General features: G+C 74.4%; 13 protein-coding genes. 8 read left to right on the top strand and 5 right to left on the bottom strand.

The features are described from left to right. The first annotated feature begins 77 nt into the window (after positions 1-77). Complete coding sequence (polA, locus tag ACIQUR_RS09620) at positions 78-2,798, top strand: DNA polymerase I (RefSeq protein ID WP_403660950.1); 2,721 nt, start codon at positions 78-80, stop codon at positions 2,796-2,798. 28 nt (positions 2,799-2,826) lie between these two features. Here the strand turns inward: polA and ACIQUR_RS09625 are convergent, their stop codons facing one another. Then, positions 2,827-3,681, bottom strand: coding sequence for a DUF4184 family protein (locus tag ACIQUR_RS09625; protein WP_403660953.1), 855 nt, complete (start codon positions 3,679-3,681; stop codon positions 2,827-2,829). Positions 3,682-3,853: 172 nt separating this feature from the next. On the opposite strand from ACIQUR_RS09625, the gene ACIQUR_RS09630 reads away from it, so the two are divergent. Continuing rightward, positions 3,854-3,994 carry an SPW_0924 family protein gene (locus tag ACIQUR_RS09630; RefSeq protein WP_403660956.1) on the top strand — a complete coding sequence of 47 codons (141 nt, stop codon included), beginning with the start codon at positions 3,854-3,856 and terminating at the stop codon, positions 3,992-3,994. A gap of 15 nt (positions 3,995-4,009) precedes the next feature. After that, positions 4,010-5,023: a DUF3068 domain-containing protein gene (locus tag ACIQUR_RS09635; protein WP_403660959.1), complete on the top strand. Its 1,014-nt coding sequence runs from the start codon at positions 4,010-4,012 to the stop codon at positions 5,021-5,023. On the opposite strand, the gene hrpB is transcribed toward ACIQUR_RS09635, so the two are convergent. Next, positions 5,013-7,544 (bottom strand): ATP-dependent helicase HrpB, encoded by a 2,532-nt coding sequence (hrpB, locus tag ACIQUR_RS09640; protein WP_403660962.1) that lies wholly within the window; start codon positions 7,542-7,544, stop codon positions 5,013-5,015. The two genes, ACIQUR_RS09635 and hrpB, sit on opposite strands and share 11 nt — an antisense overlap. Positions 7,545-7,546: 2 nt before the next feature. Further along, the gene (locus ACIQUR_RS09645) at positions 7,547-8,398 is read right to left on the bottom strand and encodes a class I SAM-dependent methyltransferase (RefSeq protein WP_403660965.1); all 852 of its coding nucleotides are present in this window, start codon (positions 8,396-8,398) and stop codon (positions 7,547-7,549) included. 327 nt (positions 8,399-8,725) lie between these two features. On the opposite strand from ACIQUR_RS09645, the gene rpsA reads away from it, so the two are divergent. From rpsA to ACIQUR_RS09665, 4 genes are all read left to right on the top strand, one after another. Next, entirely contained in the window at positions 8,726-10,225 is a 1,500-nt protein-coding gene (gene rpsA / locus ACIQUR_RS09650; protein WP_403660969.1) for a 30S ribosomal protein S1, read from the top strand. Positions 10,226-10,374: 149 nt separating this feature from the next. Further along, the gene (locus ACIQUR_RS09655) at positions 10,375-11,313 is read left to right on the top strand and encodes a PAC2 family protein (protein ID WP_403660972.1); all 939 of its coding nucleotides are present in this window, start codon (positions 10,375-10,377) and stop codon (positions 11,311-11,313) included. 120 nt (positions 11,314-11,433) lie between these two features. Then, the gene (coaE, locus tag ACIQUR_RS09660; RefSeq protein ID WP_403660975.1) at positions 11,434-12,039 is read left to right on the top strand and encodes a dephospho-CoA kinase; all 606 of its coding nucleotides are present in this window, start codon (positions 11,434-11,436) and stop codon (positions 12,037-12,039) included. A 197-nt stretch (positions 12,040-12,236) separates the two neighbouring features. Further along, a complete protein-coding gene (locus ACIQUR_RS09665) occupies positions 12,237-12,608 on the top strand; it encodes a tetratricopeptide repeat protein (protein WP_403660978.1) in 372 nt (123 codons plus the stop codon). A 30-nt stretch (positions 12,609-12,638) separates the two neighbouring features. On the opposite strand, the gene ACIQUR_RS09670 is transcribed toward ACIQUR_RS09665, so the two are convergent. Together ACIQUR_RS09670 and ACIQUR_RS09675 are read right to left on the bottom strand one after the other, a co-directional pair. Then, positions 12,639-12,902 carry a DUF6343 family protein gene (locus tag ACIQUR_RS09670; protein WP_403660981.1) on the bottom strand — a complete coding sequence of 88 codons (264 nt, stop codon included), beginning with the start codon at positions 12,900-12,902 and terminating at the stop codon, positions 12,639-12,641. 111 nt (positions 12,903-13,013) lie between these two features. Further along, a complete protein-coding gene (locus tag ACIQUR_RS09675) occupies positions 13,014-13,661 on the bottom strand; it encodes a hypothetical protein (RefSeq protein WP_403660984.1) in 648 nt (215 codons plus the stop codon). Between the two features lie 171 nt (positions 13,662-13,832). On the opposite strand from ACIQUR_RS09675, the gene ACIQUR_RS09680 reads away from it, so the two are divergent. Beyond that, the gene (locus ACIQUR_RS09680) at positions 13,833-15,683 is read left to right on the top strand and encodes a helix-turn-helix domain-containing protein (protein WP_403660987.1); all 1,851 of its coding nucleotides are present in this window, start codon (positions 13,833-13,835) and stop codon (positions 15,681-15,683) included. Positions 15,684-15,762 lie beyond the last annotated feature (79 nt).

Here is a 15,762-nt window from a genome sequence, read left to right on the forward strand (position 1 = left end):
TACACCTCCGATCCTGTCACGGCCGCCGGGGGCGGTGGGCGACGGCATTGTCGGTGCGGCCGACTAGGCTCGGGGGCGTGGCAGAGACAGCATCGAAGCAGACCGACCAGACGACAGCGGGGCAGCGCCCGCGCCTGATGCTCATGGACGGGCACTCCCTGGCGTACCGCGCGTTCTTCGCGCTGCCGGCGGAGAACTTCACGACCGCGACCGGCCAGCCGACCAACGCCATCTATGGGTTCGCGTCGATGCTGGCGAACACGCTGCGCGACGAGGCGCCCACGCACTTCGCGGTGGCGTTCGACGTGTCGCGCAAGACGTGGCGCTCGCAGGAGTTCCCCGAGTACAAGGCGAACCGCTCGAAGACCCCGGACGAGTTCAAGGGGCAGGTCGAGCTGATCGGCGAGCTGCTCGACGCGATGGCCGTGCCGCGGTTCGCGGTGGACGGCTTCGAGGCCGACGACGTGATCGCGACGCTGGCCACGCAGGCGGAGGCGGCGGGCTTCGAGGTCCTGATCGTCACCGGCGACCGGGACTCGTTCCAGCTGGTGTCCGAGCACACCACCGTGCTGTACCCGACCAAGGGCGTCTCCGAGCTGACCCGCTTCACCCCGGAGAAGGTCCAGGAGAAGTACGGGCTGACGCCGTCGCAGTACCCGGACTTCGCGGCCCTGCGCGGCGACCCGTCCGACAACCTCCCGGGCATCCCGGGCGTCGGCGAGAAGACCGCGGCGAAGTGGATCAACCAGTTCGGCTCGTTCGCGGAACTGGTCGAGCGGGCCGACGAGGTCAAGGGCAAGGCCGGGCAGAACTTCCGGGACCACCTGGAGTCGGTGAAGCTCAACCGCGTGCTGACCGAGATGGTCCGCGACGTGGAGCTGGGCCGCACCCCCGCGGACCTGGAGCGCCTGCCGTACGACCGCAAGGCGGTCACGGGCGTCCTGGACGTGCTGGAGATCCGGAACGCGTCGCTGCGCGAGCGGCTGCTGGCGGTGGACCCGGGTGCCGCCGAGGAGCCGGCGCCGGCGCCGGCCGCCGGGGTCGAGCTGGACGCCAGCGTGCTGGGCGCCGGCGAGCTGGCCCCGTGGCTCGCCGCCCACTCCTCGGGTCCGCTCGGCGTCGCGACGGTCGACGCGTGGGGCCTGGGCACCGGCAGCGTCTCCGAGGTCGCGCTGGCCGCGGCCGGCGGTGCTGCGGCCTGGTTCGACCCGTCGCGGCTGGACGAGGCCGACGAGCGGGCCTTCGCCGAGTGGATCTCCGACCCGTCCCGGCTCAAGGTCATGCACAACGCCAAGGGCGCCATGCGGGTCTTCCCCGAGCACGGCTGGACCGTGGCCGGCGTCTCCATGGACACCGCGCTCGCCGCCTACCTCGTCAAGCCCGGCCGGCGCTCCTTCGCGCTGGACGTGCTGTCGGTCGAGTACCTGGGCCGGGAGCTCCAGCCGGCCGCCGCCGACGGCCAGCTGGCCTTCGGCGCCGACGAGTCGGCCGAGGCCGAGGCGCTGATGGCGCAGGCCCGTGCCGTGCTCGACCTGGGCGACGCCTTCGCCGAGAAGCTCGGGCAGGCAGGTGCGGCCGAGCTGCTGCACGACGTGGAGCTCCCCACCTCCGAGCTGCTGGCCCGGATGGAGCGGCACGGCATCGCGGCCGACCGCGACCACCTGGAGGCCATGGAGCGGCAGTTCGCCGACGCCGTGCAGCAGGCGGTCAAGGAGGCCCACGCCACCGTCGGCCACGAGTTCAACCTCGGCTCGCCCAAGCAGCTCCAGGAGGTGTTCTTCGGCGAACTGGGCCTGCCCAAGACGAAGAAGACCAAGACCGGCTACACCACGGACGCCGACGCGCTGGCCTGGCTGGCCCAGCAGACCGACCACGAACTCCCCGTGATCATGCTGCGCCACCGGGAGCAGGCACGGCTGCGCTCCACCGTCGAGGGCCTGATCAAGACGATCGCCGCCGACGGCCGGGTGCACACCACCTTCAGCCAGACGGTCGCGGCCACCGGACGCCTGTCCTCGACCGACCCGAACCTGCAGAACGTGCCGGTCCGCACCGACGAGGGCCGGGCCATCCGCCGCGGCTTCGTCGTCGGCGAGGGCTTCGAGTCGCTGATGACGGCCGACTACAGCCAGATCGAGCTGCGCGTGATGGCGCACCTCTCCGAGGACGAGGGCCTGATCGAGGCCTTCAACTCCGGCGAGGACCTGCACACCACCGTCGCCTCCCAGGTGTTCGGCGTCGAGCGGTCCGCCGTCGACGCCGAGATGCGCCGCAAGATCAAGGCCATGTCGTACGGCCTGGCGTACGGGCTGTCCGCCTTCGGCCTCTCGCAGCAGCTGAACATCGAGCCCGCCGAGGCGCGCGGCCTGATGGACACCTTCTTCGAGCGGTTCGGCGGGGTGCGGGACTACCTCCAGCGCGTGGTCGACGAGGCCCGCGCCACCGGCTACACGGCCACCATGCTGGGCCGCCGCCGCTACCTCCCGGACCTCAACAGCGACAACCGCCAGCGCCGCGAGGCCGCCGAGCGGATGGCGCTCAACGCCCCGATCCAGGGCACCGCCGCCGACATCGTCAAGGTCGCGATGCTCCGGGTGGACCGGGCGCTGGCCGAGGCGGGGCTGAAGTCCCGGCTGCTCCTCCAGGTGCACGACGAAATCGTGCTGGAGGTCGCCCCGGGCGAGGCTGCCGCGGCCGAGAAGATCGTCCGGCGGGAGATGGCGGCCGCCGCCGACCTCCGCGCCCCGCTGGACGTGTCGGTCGGCGTCGGCACGGACTGGGAGTCCGCCGCGCACTGACCCGCACCCGGGCCGGGCGCCCGTGTCCTCAGCGGTACGAGGACACGGGCGTCCGCGCGTCCGGCCCGGTCCGCGCCCGGTCGCCCCGGTGCCGCCGGCGCACCAGCAGCGCGTACACCGGCAGCGCCAGGAGCAGCCCGGTGCCCGCGCCGAAGCAGACCGTCGGGATGATGTCGAACGGCGAGTGCACCGCGTCGAAGTACGTGAACCAGCGCGCCACCCGCTGCGCGACCCCCGCGGCCACCCCCGCGCCCAGCAGCGCGAACGCCCCGGCCCGCTCGCCCCGCCCGAGCACCGGCACCGCCGCCGGCGCGGCCCCGTCCGGCAGCCGGCGCAGCGCGCCCGCCACGAACCAGGCGAGGACGGCCAGCGCCACCGCGGAGCTGCCGTACTGCACGTACAGGTAGAAGGGGAAGCCGGCCACCACCTCGGTCAGCCACGGCAGCGCGTCCGTGCCGAACCGGTCCAGGTGCGTGAAGGCGTCCCACACCACGTGCGTGAGGGAGCCGGTCACCGCCGACACCCAGAACCACAGCACGAGCCGCACCCGCGAGGGCGCCGCCCGCCAGTCCTCGCCCCGCACCAGCCGGTACACCCGGCCCCGCGCCCGGCCCGGCAGCAGGGCCACCAGCGGCTCCCGCAGCAGCAGCCACCCCCCGACCAGCACGGCCGCGACCACCGCGTCCAGGGTCAGGACACCCGGCAGCGAGTGCGTGAAGGTCCCGAACGCCATCGCCCCGGGCACCGCGCTCGCCGCGAAGTACGTCATGTCGGGCGCGAACGACCCGGCCACCAGGGCCGAGGCCAGCAGCGGCCCCCGCCCCCGGCCCGAGCGGCGGATGCCCGGCAGCACGGCGGCCGCGTGGCTGAGCGTGAACGGCATGGACCTTCTCCCTCGGTGATCACCGGCCCTTCCAGTATGAGCGCGGGAGGCGTGGCCGGCGGGTCCGCCCGAGGGGTACGACGGTGATCACCGGCCGACGGGTTCTCATCTTCACCCCGCGTTGCTACGGTGCCCCAGCCCTGACGCTGTATCAGATTCCGGAGGCACCGCCATGCGCGCACTCCTCGCCGCCGCCATCGGGCTGGCCGCCGCGCTGGCGCTCGCCTTCGGCATCGCCGCCGTCGGCTCGCCCGAGGGCACGACCTCGCCCAAACCGCTCCTCACCACCGTGCCCAAGGCCCCCGGACAGTAGGAAGAGGACCCCGTCATGCGACGCAGAGCGAGCCTCGTCCTGCTGGCACTCGCCGTGTTCTGCGCGGCCCTGGCGCCCCTGATGCGCTGGTACCTCTTCCCGCGCCTGGCCAAGATCCCGGCCGGCCAGTACCAGGAGGTGGTCCTGGAGGCGAAGCCCGCCACCCTCCTCGACTACGGCACCCTCCAGCCCAGGAAGGTCCCGAAGATCACCATCGTGCAGACGCTCAAGGGCAACGTCGAGCGCTCCCGCGAGATCGAGGCCAGCGCCGGCCGCGACGTCGTCGTCTGGGACTCCCTCTCCCACGTGGTCGGCCCCGACGGCAGGATGGTGTCCCAGATCCCCGAGCGCTACATCTTCGACGCCCACACCCAGGACCCCGTCCACGCCACCGGCGAGATGGTCGACGGCGACCCGGTCAGGCGCGAGGGCGTCGAGTTCAAGTTCCCCTTCTTCACCGAGCCCCGCGACTACCTGTACTTCGACGCGCAGACCCGCACCTCCGCACCCATCCACTACGTGGGCCCGCGCACGTTCCGCGGCATGGACGTCTACTACTACGAGCAGACGATCCCCTGGACCAAGGTGCCCTTCCCCAAGAAGATGCCCATCCCCGGCATCGACCCGGCCGCCATCGAGTCCGCCATGGGCACCTCCCGCTGGTACACCACCAAGCGCATGTTCTGGGTCGAACCGGTCACCGGCGCCCCGGTCAACGGCGAGGAGGTCCACACCGAGGAGCTGCGCGGCGGCCAGCTCGCCGGCAACGCCCCGGACCAGCGGCTCGTGGTCTTCGACGGGCACGTCAAGATGCGCGAGGACTACATCAGGCACACCGTCGACCTGGTCGCCAGGAACCGGACGATGGTCCTCACCCTGCACACCTACGCGCCCGCCGGGCTCGCGCTCGCCGGAGCCGGCCTCCTCGCGCTGTCCCTGTGGCTGGAGGCCCGGGCCCGGCGCTGCCGCCCCGGCCGGGAGGCCTCGGGCGACGACCGCGCGGCCGAGGGGGGCCTCGTCAGCGCCTGAGCCGGGCGTTGGTGTGCCGGGTGGGCTCGGCCGTCGCCGGGTCCTCCGGCCACGGGTGCTTCGGGTAGCGCCCCCGCAGCTCGGCGCGCACCGCCCGGTAGCCCTCCCGCCAGAAGGACGCCAGGTCCGCGGTGACCGCCGCCGGCCGCCCGGCCGGCGACAGCAGGTGCACCAGCACCGGCACCCCCGCCACCCGCGGCGTCTCCGCCAGCCCGAACAGCTCCTGGAGCTTCACCGCCAGCACCGGCTGGTCCGGCCCGTAGTCCACCCGGATCCGCGAGCCGCTGGGCACCTCGATCCGCTCCGGGGCGAGCGCGTCCAGCCGCCCCGCCTCCCCGGTCGCCCACGGCAGCAGCCGGGACAGCGCCTGGCCCGCGTCGATCCGGCCGAGGTCGGCACGGCGCCGGGCCCGGGACAGCTCGGGCTCCAGCCAGTCCTCCGCCCGGTCCAGCAGGGCGCCGTCCGACACGTCGGGCCACGGCTCCCCGAGGGTGCGGTGCAGGAACGCGAGCCGCTGCCGCAGCGTCCGGGAGTCGTCGGTCCAGCGCAGCAGCGCCGGGCCCTCGGCCCGCAGCCCCTCCAGCAGGGCCGCCCGTACGAGACCCGGATCGGCGTCCCGCAGCGGGCGTACGGTCAGCTCGACCGCCCCCAGCCGGTCCACGCGCCGGGCGACCACGTCCCCGGCCTCCCAGTGCACCTCCTCGCCCGCCGCCGCGAGGTGCGCGGCCGCGGTACGGGCCGTCTCCTCGTCCAGTACGGCGGCCAGCCGCACCCGCGCGTCCGCCGACCCGGCGCCGCGGTCGGCCACCGCCACCGCCAGCCAGGGGCTGGTCCGCAGCCGTGACCCCTCCCCGAGGACCGCGCCGGTGCCGGACACCATCAGGTACTGGCCCGCGGTGCGCGCCCGGGCCACCCGCTCGGGGAAGGCCAGCGCCGCGACCAGCCCGGCCACGTGGTCGTCGGCCGCCCCCGCCGGCGCCCCGCCGACGGCCCCGCCCGCAGCCGCCTCCGCCGTCCTGGCCAGGCGCTTCGCCTCCGCGCGCCAGCGGGCGCCGTACGCGTCGGTGCCCGCGCGGGCCGACCGCCACGCGGCGGTCAGGTCGTCCCCGTACTCCCGCGGCGGTTCCTCGCTCAGCAGGGCCACCACCTCCGCCACCCGGCGCGCGGACTCCCGCGAGCCGCCCAGCTCCGCCGGCCCGTCCAGCAGCGCCCGCGCCAGCCGCGGGTGCACCCCGGCCCGCGACATGGCGGTGCCCCGGCCGGTCACCCGGCCCGCCCCGTCGAGGGCGCCGAGCGAGGCCAGGGACGCACGGGCGGCCGCCATCGCCCCCGACGGCGGCGGGTCCAGCAGCGCCAGACCGGCCGCCTCGGGATCACCCCAGCACGCCGCCTGGAGTGCGAAGGCCGTCAGGTCGGCCAGCCGGATCTCCGGTGCGGGGAACAGCGGCAGCCGGCCGTGCTCCGCCTCCGCCCAGCAGCGGTACACGGTGCCCGGCGCCTCGCGCCCGGCCCGCCCCGCGCGCTGGCGGGCCGCCGCCTGCGAGGCCCGTACGGTCGTCAACGCGCCCAGCCCCCGGGCATGGTCCACCCGCGGCTCGCGCGCCAGCCCCGAGTCGACCACCACCCGCACGCCCGGCACGGTCAGGGAGGACTCCGCCACGGAGGTCGCCAGGATCACCCGGCGCCGCCCGGAGCCCCCGGCCAGCACCGCGTCCTGCACCGCCCCCGGCGCCCGGCCGTGCACCTGGAGCACCTCGGCGTCCACCCCGGCCAGCAGCCCCGCCACCCGGGCGATCTCCCCGACCCCGGGCAGGAAGCACAGCAGGTCGCCGGACCGCTCCGCCAGGGCCCGCCGCACCGTGGCCGCCACGTGCGCCAGCTGCGCCGGGTCCACCCGCATCCCGTGCGGGGGCCGCACCGGCCCGGACGGGGGAGCCCACACCACCTCCACGGGGTACGCGGTCCCCGCGGCCTCCACCACGGGCGCGTCCCCCAGCAGCCGCGCCCAGCCCGCCGCGTCGGTGGTCGCCGACGCGGCAACCAGCCGCAGCTCCGGCCGCAGGGCCGCCCGTACGTCCAGCAGGAAGGCGGCGACGGTGTCGGCGTCCAGGTGCCGCTCGTGGCACTCGTCCAGCACCACCACGTCCACGCCGGACAGCTCCTGGTCCCGCTGCAGCCGCTGGAGCAGCACACCGGTGGTGACCACCTCGACCCGGGTGTCCCGCCCTACCACGCGCTCCCCGCGCACGCTGAAGCCCACCGAGCCGCCCACGCCCTCGCCCAGCAGCCAGGCCATCCGCCGGGCCGCCGCGCGGGCCGCGATCCGGCGGGGCTCGGCCACCACCACGCGACGCGGCGCACCACCGCCCACCAGCCCCGCCAGCACCAGCGGCACCAGCGTGGTCTTGCCCGTCCCCGGCGGCGCGCACAGCACGGCCGCGCCGTGCGCCTCCAGCGCGGCGGTCAGCGCCGGCACGGCCTCCCGCACCGGCAGCGCGTCGAGCGCGTCCCCCCGTACCAACGTCAGGCCTTCTCGCAGACGAAGACCGCCGTGCCCGGGATCAGGTTGCCGCGCAGCGGGGACCAGCCGCCCCACTCCTGGGTGTTCCAGGCCGGCCACTCGGGCTCCACCAGGTCCACCAGGCGGAAGCCGCCCGCGGTGATCTCCCGGACCCGGTCGCCCAGGGTGCGGTGGTGCTCGACGTACACGGCGCGGCCCTGCTCGTCCTGCTCGACGTACGGGGTGCGGTCGAAGTACGAGGCGGAGACGGACAGGCCCTCGGGGCCCGGCTCGTCGGGGAAGGCCCAGCGGATCGGGTGGGTGACGGAGAAGACCCAGCGGCCGCCCGGGCGGAGCACCCGGTGCACCTCGCGGAAGACCTTCACCGGGTCCGCCACGAAGGGGACGGCGCCGTACGCCGAGCACGCGAGGTCGAAGGAGCCGTCGCGGAACGGCAGCGCCCCCGCGTCCGCCTCGACCAGCGGCACCGCGCCGCCGTCGATCCGCAGCGAGTGCTGGAGCTGCCGGTGGGAGAGGTCCAGCGCCACCGGGCGGGCGCCCTGGGCGGCCAGCCAGCGGGAGCACTGGGCCGCGCCGGCGCCGATCTCCAGCACGGCCAGGCCCTTGAGGGAGGCGGCGGGGCCCAGCAGGGCGGCGTCCGCCTCGTCCAGGCCCTCCGGACCCCAGACGAACCGGTCGTCGCCCAGGAAGCCGCCGTGCTCGCTCTGGTACTCGTCCGCGTTCCGGTCCCACCAGCCCCGGCTGGCGCGGCTGCTCTCCGCGTCGTCGGCGTCACGGCGCGTGGCCTCGGCGTCGTCGTATGCGTCACCTTCGGCGTCGTACACGCCTTCGGCGATGTCGTCCTCTTGGTTCATCGGGCCCGTCGTCGTAGTCTTCGCAAACAGCTGGAGGGCTTGTCTGCACAGAAGTTGTGCCGGGAGTGCGGCGTTGCGCCCCGGGTGTCCGCCTTCGCGCATTGACCCTGCCCGGCTGCCCCCGTATGCTACAAGTTGCGCTGCGAGCCTGCGCTCCTCAGACCTAGCAGGCTGCGCTCGCATCTGTTGCAACCCCTCGGTTTTCGAGACCCTCCACGTCCGCGTGGGTGCAGGGCCTCCTTGGCTGTCCGGCTTACGCAGACGCGACAACGGCTCCCGGCGTAGCAGTACCTACGACTTCATGTCCGTACCGGAGCCCTTTCCCACATGACGAGCAGCACCGAGACCACCGCCACCACCCCGCAGGTTGCGGTCAACGACATCGGTAACGAGGAAGCCTTCCTCGCCGCGATCGACGAGACGATCAAGTACTTCAACGACGGCGACATCGTCGACGGCGTCATCGTGAAGGTCGACCGGGACGAGGTCCTGCTCGACATCGGCTACAAGACCGAAGGCGTCATCCCGAGCCGCGAGCTCTCGATCAAGCACGACGTCGACCCGAACGAGGTCGTCAAGGTCGGCGACGAGATCGAGGCCCTGGTTCTCCAGAAGGAGGACAAGGAAGGCCGCCTGATCCTCTCGAAGAAGCGCGCCCAGTACGAGCGTGCCTGGGGCACCATCGAGAAGATCAAGGAAGAGGACGGCATCGTCACCGGTACCGTCATCGAGGTCGTCAAGGGTGGTCTCATCCTCGACATCGGCCTCCGCGGCTTCCTCCCGGCCTCCCTGGTCGAGATGCGCCGTGTCCGCGACCTCCAGCCCTACGTGGGCAAGGAGCTCGAGGCCAAGATCATCGAGCTGGACAAGAACCGCAACAACGTGGTCCTGTCCCGCCGCGCCTGGCTCGAGCAGACCCAGTCCGAGGTCCGCCAGACGTTCCTCACCACCCTGCAGAAGGGTCAGGTCCGCTCCGGCGTCGTCTCCTCGATCGTCAACTTCGGTGCCTTCGTGGACCTGGGTGGCGTCGACGGTCTGGTCCACGTTTCCGAGCTGTCCTGGAAGCACATCGACCACCCGTCCGAGGTCGTCGAGGTCGGCCAGGAGGTCACCGTCGAGGTCCTCGACGTGGACATGGACCGCGAGCGCGTCTCCCTGTCGCTGAAGGCGACCCAGGAGGACCCGTGGCAGCAGTTCGCCCGTACCCACCAGATCGGCCAGGTCGTCCCGGGTAAGGTCACGAAGCTGGTTCCGTTCGGTGCGTTCGTCCGCGTGGACGAGGGCATCGAGGGTCTGGTCCACATCTCCGAGCTGGCCGAGCGCCACGTGGAGATCCCGGAGCAGGTCGTCCAGGTCAACGACGAGATCTTCGTCAAGGTCATCGACATCGACCTCGAGCGTCGTCGCATCAGCCTCTCGCTGAAGCAGGCCAACGAGTCCTTCGGTGCCGACCCGGCCTCGGTCGAGTTCGACCCGACCCTGTACGGCATGGCCGCGTCCTACGACGACCAGGGCAACTACATCTACCCCGAGGGCTTCGACCCCGAGACCAACGACTGGCTCGAGGGCTTCGAGAAGCAGCGCGAGGAGTGGGAGCGCCAGTACGCCGAGGCGCAGGTCCGCTTCGAGCAGCACCAGGCGCAGGTCATCAAGAGCCGCGAGGCCGACGCCGCTGCCGCCGCCGAGGGTGGCGAGGCCCCGGTCGCCGGTGCCGGTGCCGTCTCCGGTGGTTCGTACTCCTCGGAGTCGGACGACACCGCGGGCGCCCTGGCCTCCGACGAGGCCCTGGCCGCGCTCCGCGAGAAGCTGGCCGGCGGCCAGAGCTGATCGCAGCGCAGCCGCACGGTCGCTGACCGGAAGCTGAAACGGTAAGGCCCGTCCCCTTCGGGGGGCGGGCCTTACCGCCTTTCCGGGGCGGGGAATGGTCACGGCCGCACGGACGTTCTTCGCTGTGAACGCGAGGAGGAGTGGTAACCGTGCTTGATCCGCAGGATTTGTACGAGTGGGACGCCAAGGGCCTGGCGGTGGTCGACCTGGCACTCACACAGGACTCCGCCGGACTGGTCATGCTCTACCACTTCGACGGGTACATCGACGCCGGTGAGACCGGCGAGCAGATCGTCGAGCGGCTGCTCGACACCCTGCCGCACCAGGTCGTCGCCCGCTTCGACGCCGACCGGCTGGTCGACTACCGCGCCCGCCGCCCGCTGCTCACCTTCCAGCGCGACCGCTGGACCGCCTTCGACGCCCCCACGCTGGACGTCCGGCTGGTCCAGGACGCCACCGGGGCGCCGTTCCTGCTGCTCTCCGGCCCCGAGCCGGACGTCGAGTGGGAGCGCTTCGCCAAGGCCGTGCAGCAGGTCGTCGAGCGGCTCGGCGTACGGCTCTCCGTGAACTTCCACGGCATCCCGATGGGCGTGCCGCACACCCGGCCGGTCGGCCTCACCCCGCACGGCAACCGCACCGACCTCATGCCGGGCCACACCAGCCCGTTCGACGAGGCCCAGGTGCCCGGCAGCGCGGAGTCCCTGCTGGAGTACCGGCTCTCGCAGGCCGGCCACGACGTCCTGGGCGTCGCCGCGCACGTCCCGCACTACATCGCCCGCTCCCCGTACCCGGACGCCGCGCTGACCGCCCTGGAGGCGATCACGGCGGCGACCGGCCTGGTGCTGCCGGGTGTCGCGCACGCGCTGCGCACCGAGGCGCACCGGACGCAGACGGAGATCGACCGGCAGATCCGGGAGGGCGACGACGAACTCGTCGCGCTGGTGCAGGGCCTGGAGCACCAGTACGACGCGGCGGCGGGCGCCGAGACCCGGGGCAACATGATCGCCGAGCCCGCCGAGATCCCGTCGGCGGACGAGATCGGCCGGGAGTTCGAGCGCTTCCTCGCGGAGCGCGAGGGCGACGGCTAGCACAGGGCGACGGGGGGTGTGGGATGCCGCGGGGGCGGAGTCGGGGGTTTCTCGGGGGCGTGCGGGGTTTCCGGTGACCGCCTCTGGGGTGTCCCGGGCCGTCCGTCTAAGCTGCCGCCCATGCTGAAAGTGGGCCTGACGGGCGGAATCGGTGCCGGCAAGAGCGAGGTCTCGCGGCTGCTGGCGGGGTACGGGGCGGTGGTCGTCGACGCCGACCGGATCGCGCGGGAGGTCGTCGAGCCCGGCACGCCGGGTCTGGCGGCGATCGTGGAGGCCTTCGGGGAGTCGGTACTGGCCCCGGACGGCAGTCTGGACCGGCCGAAGCTCGGCTCCGTCGTCTTCGCCGACCAGGACAAGCTGCGTACGCTCAACGGCATCGTGCACCCGCTGGTCGGGGCCCGCTCCGCGGAACTGGAGGCGGCCGCCGGGCCCGATGCCATCGTCGTGCACGACGTACCGCTGCTGACGGAGAACGGGCTCGCGCCGCTGTACGACCTGGTGGTCGTGGTGGACGCGTCCCCGGAGACCCAGCTGGCGCGGCTGACCGCGCTGCGGGGGATGGCCGAGGAGGAGGCGCGGGCCCGGATGGCCGCACAGGCCGGCCGGGAGCAGCGGCTGGCCGTGGCCACGCTGGTGATCGACAACGACGGGCCGCTGGAGGCCCTGGAGCCGCAGGTCCGCAAGGTGTGGGAGGACCTGACGGCACGGGCGGCGGAGAAGGGGTAGGCCCCGGGGCCTCGGGCCCTGGATCCTTCCCGGTCCGCCTCTGGGGGCGCTGAGGGTCGTGTTCGGGTCCTCTCCGGGGCCCGTGGGGGTCCGTTCCGGGTGCGCTCGGGGGCCCTTCGGGGTTCCGACCGGCGGCTGAACGGAAATACGCGGGGTGCGGGGGCGTCGTACGCCCCCGCCGAGGGAAGGAAGTGACCGTGTCCGAGAACCTGCACAGCAGTCCGGCAACCCACGTGATCGACTACCGCGCGGCCGAGCAGCTGCTGGCGGCGCGTGACCCGCGCGGCGCCGTGAGACTCCTCGACTCGGTCATAGCCGCCCACCCGGAGAACACGGCGGCCCGCCTGCTGCGCGCCCGCGCCTTCTTCGCCGCCGCGCAACTGCGCCCGGCGGAGCTGGAGTTCGAGATCGTGCTGGAGCGCGAGCCGGACAACGCCTTCGCGCACTTCGCGCTGGCCCGCACCTGCGAGCGGGCCGGCAGGCACGAGCGGGCCCGCCGGCACTTCCGGCTCGCCGCCGCGCTGGACCCACAGCCGGAGTACCTGGCTGCGGCGCGCTTCGACGACTGAGGCGCCGCCGCCTCGGTAGGCCCCGCGGCCTCAGCGGTTGCCGTGGTCGGGCTCGTAGGGCGGGACGTCGCGGCCCGGCTGGTAGTGGGGGCCCTGGTGGATGTGCCGGACGATCATCGTCAGGTCCACGGCCGCCAGGAGCAGCAGCACCCCGCAGACGGCGGCCCAGCCGGGCCGGCCGACGACGGCGAACGCCACCGTGCCCAGCCCGGCCCACAAGAGGCCCCACACGCCCAGCCAGAACCGCAGCCGCAGCGGGCTGCGGGCGTTCACCGGCTCGTTTCCGCTCCGCATGGCGGTCGCCTCGCCTCGCCTCGCCCTTCACCTCCGACGCTCCTACCCGGCGGGGCCCGGGTCAAGGCTCCCCGGGCCGGGCGGGAGCGGCGGTTCCGGTGGTCCGGGCGGTCAGGGGTTGAGCTTGTTGACCGCGGTCACCGTCGTCTTCTTGAAGGCGGACACGGGTGCCGTGCCCAGGTCGCCCATCTGGTGCCAGCTGACGACCGTGACGGTGGCGCCGTCCCGGCCGATGCCGAACAGGTGGACGCCGTGCTCGGAGTCCGGGACCGCGGTGTGGACGCCGTACACGTGGGCGCCCTCCTCGACCCGGAGCTTGCCGTAGTCGTTCCAGCTCGCGGTGCCGCCGGGCGTCTTGCGCAGCCAGTCCGCGGCGCAGGCGGCGACCTTCTTCTCCAGGGCGGACGCCAGCTTGGCGGCAGCGGGGGAGGACGCGGCGCGGACCGAGATCTGCTCGGCGCCGGTGTCGTACTCCGTGCCGAACACCCGGTGCCAGGCACCGGTGGACGGCAGCGTCCGGTCCAGGCAGAACGGCAGGAACTCCGGGAGGCCCTTGGTCACCTTGCCGGTGGACCAGGGGGAGGTGGGGTGCTTCGGGAGGTCCCGGCCGGTGAGGAAGCCGGGGGCTGCGGCCGCGGTGACCGCGGGGGCCGCGGCGGGTGCGCCGGAGGTGTGGGCGAGGGCCGCGGGCCCGGCGAGCCCGGCGGCGGTGGCGATGGCGACGGTCGCCGAGGCGATGGCGACGGAGCGCTTGAGCATGGTGGTTCTCTCCCCGTTTTCGGTCTGTGTTCGTGCTGCGGAGACAGCGTGCCCCGGGGCCGGGGTGTCTGACGACGGAACGCCGGCGATCCGGGACACTGGAACGGCTGTACGTGCTTTCAGCTGGGGGAACGCCCCCGGCATGGAACGGTCTTGTGGGACGGGGGAGCTGTGGGCGGGACGGAACGGGCGGGCGAGACGGAGGAATTCGCGCGCCTGATGCGGGAGCTGAAGGAGCGTTCGGGGCTCAGCTACGGGGCGCTCGCGCGGAAGCTGCACACGAGTACGTCGACGCTGCACCGCTACTGCAACGGCGAGGCGGTGCCGGCGGAGTTCGCGGCCGTGGACCGCTTCGCGCGGGCGTGCGGGGCACGGCAGGGCGAGGCGCTGGACCTGCACCGCGCGTGGCTGCTGGCCGACGCCCGCCGCCGGGCGGCGCAGCGCGCCGAGTCGGTGTCGGGCCGGGCGGGCGCGGGGGCCGCGGGCGGCTCGGTGGGCGCCGACGGCTCCGCCGCGGCCCGGACGGCCGGGCGGGCGTCCGGAGCGCCCACCGTCCCGTACGACCCTGCCGCCCCTGGCGCCTCGGACGAACCACCGGCGTCTCCGAGCACCGCCGCCCACTCCGCAGCGTCCCCCGGGCCCACGAGCTCCGCCGCGCCCGCCGACCGCGCCGGGTCCGTCGGCCCGGCCACGTCGGCCGCGTCCGCCGGCCCCGCAGCGTCGGCTGGATCGGTCGGCTCCGCCGTGTCGGCTGGGTCGGCGGGTTCCGCGGGGTCCGCCGTGTCTGCCGGATCGGCCACGTCGGCCGGGTCCGCCGGCTCCGCCGTGTCGGCCTCGTCCGCCGGGGCCGAGTCGCCGGGTGCGGCCGGAGGTTCCGACGCGTTCGGCGGCTCCGCCGGGCCCAGCGGCACCGCACCAGGCGCTGCGGAGGCCGGGGAGCCGGGCGGAGGTCGTGAGGGGGCCGTGGCCGCCGGGGCCCGGGGCGGCGCGGAGCTGCCCGGGACCTTCGGCATCCGGCCCGGGGCCGCCGACGGGCGGGACGGGGAGGCCGGTGGTCCGGCGGGCGGCAGCGGGGGTCCCGCGGCGCCGGCGCCCTGGTACCGCAGGCGACGGGCCGTGGGCGCGGCGGCGGCCGGTGCCGCCGCCGGGATCGCCGCGGTGGTGGCGCTGGCGGCCACCCTCCCGGACGGCTCCGGCGGGGCCGCCGGACGACCGGCCGGGAACACGTACGGCGCCGTGGCGGGCGGCGGGGCCGGTACGGCCACGGGCCCGGCGGCGTCCCCGTCCCCGAGCGCGGCGGCCTCGACCGCCGCCCCCGGCGCGACCGGCACGCCCGGTGCGAGCGCCTCGCCCACCGCCGCCCCCTCCTCCCCGGCGCCGAAGACCCCGCCCACCCGGGCGCCGGCAGCCGATCCGCTGGCCGTCTCGGTGCGCTCGCACGTCTGGGCCAACGGCTGCGACCACGCCTACCTCAGTGCCCGCGGGCCCGCGGAGATGGCGCCGCCGCCGGTGGAGCAGGACGCCGCGGGGTGGGCCGCCGCGCAGCGGGCCGTACACGCCAAGGACCAGATCGTGGAGGTGACGCTGGCCGGCCGGGGTGCCGAGCCGGTGGTGCTCCAGGCGGTGCACGTACGGGTGGCGCACCGGCGCGCGCCGCTGGCCTGGAACGTGTACACGATGTCCCAGGGGTGCGGGGGAGCGCTCACGCCCGCGCACTTCGCCGTGAACCTCGACGCCCCGCGCCCGCTGGCCCGCCCGGTCTCCGGGCACGACGGCGAGCACGAGGTCCCGGCGCCGGTGCTGCCACTGCGGGTCTCCGGGGACGACCCGGCCGTGCTGCGGGTGGAGGCCGCGACCAGCGGCTGTGACTGCGACTGGTACCTGGAGCTGCGCTGGAGCAGCGGTGGCCGGTCCGGTACCACCCGGGTGGGCGCCGACGGGGGGCCCTTCCGCACCAGTGCGGCCAACTCCCGCCCCACCTACGGGTTCGCGAGCGAACTCGGCCGCTGGTCCCGGGGCTGACCGTCCAGGGCCGGCACCGGCCCGGGCAGGAGGCTGGTGATCTTCCGTCTCCGCAGGTCAGCCGGGCTGTCGGTGGTCC

Source organism: Streptomyces sp. NPDC101132 (assembly GCF_044759225.1).
Classification (GTDB): Bacteria; Actinomycetota; Actinomycetes; order Streptomycetales; family Streptomycetaceae; genus Streptomyces.

Excerpts from the sequence above, each read along its gene's own strand:
- ACIQUR_RS09625 (WP_403660953.1), bottom strand. The coding sequence starts at position 3,681 with ATGCCGTTCACGCTCAGCCACGCGGCCGCCGTGCTGCCGGGCATCCGC.
- ACIQUR_RS09630 (WP_403660956.1), top strand. The coding sequence starts at position 3,854 with ATGCGCGCACTCCTCGCCGCCGCCATCGGGCTGGCCGCCGCGCTGGCG.
- ACIQUR_RS09635 (WP_403660959.1), top strand. The coding sequence starts at position 4,010 with ATGCGACGCAGAGCGAGCCTCGTCCTGCTGGCACTCGCCGTGTTCTGC.
- ACIQUR_RS09645 (WP_403660965.1), bottom strand. The coding sequence starts at position 8,398 with ATGAACCAAGAGGACGACATCGCCGAAGGCGTGTACGACGCCGAAGGT.
- rpsA (WP_403660969.1), top strand. The coding sequence starts at position 8,726 with ATGACGAGCAGCACCGAGACCACCGCCACCACCCCGCAGGTTGCGGTC.
- coaE (WP_403660975.1), top strand. The coding sequence starts at position 11,434 with ATGCTGAAAGTGGGCCTGACGGGCGGAATCGGTGCCGGCAAGAGCGAG.
- ACIQUR_RS09670 (WP_403660981.1), bottom strand. The coding sequence starts at position 12,902 with ATGCGGAGCGGAAACGAGCCGGTGAACGCCCGCAGCCCGCTGCGGCTG.
- ACIQUR_RS09675 (WP_403660984.1), bottom strand. The coding sequence starts at position 13,661 with ATGCTCAAGCGCTCCGTCGCCATCGCCTCGGCGACCGTCGCCATCGCC.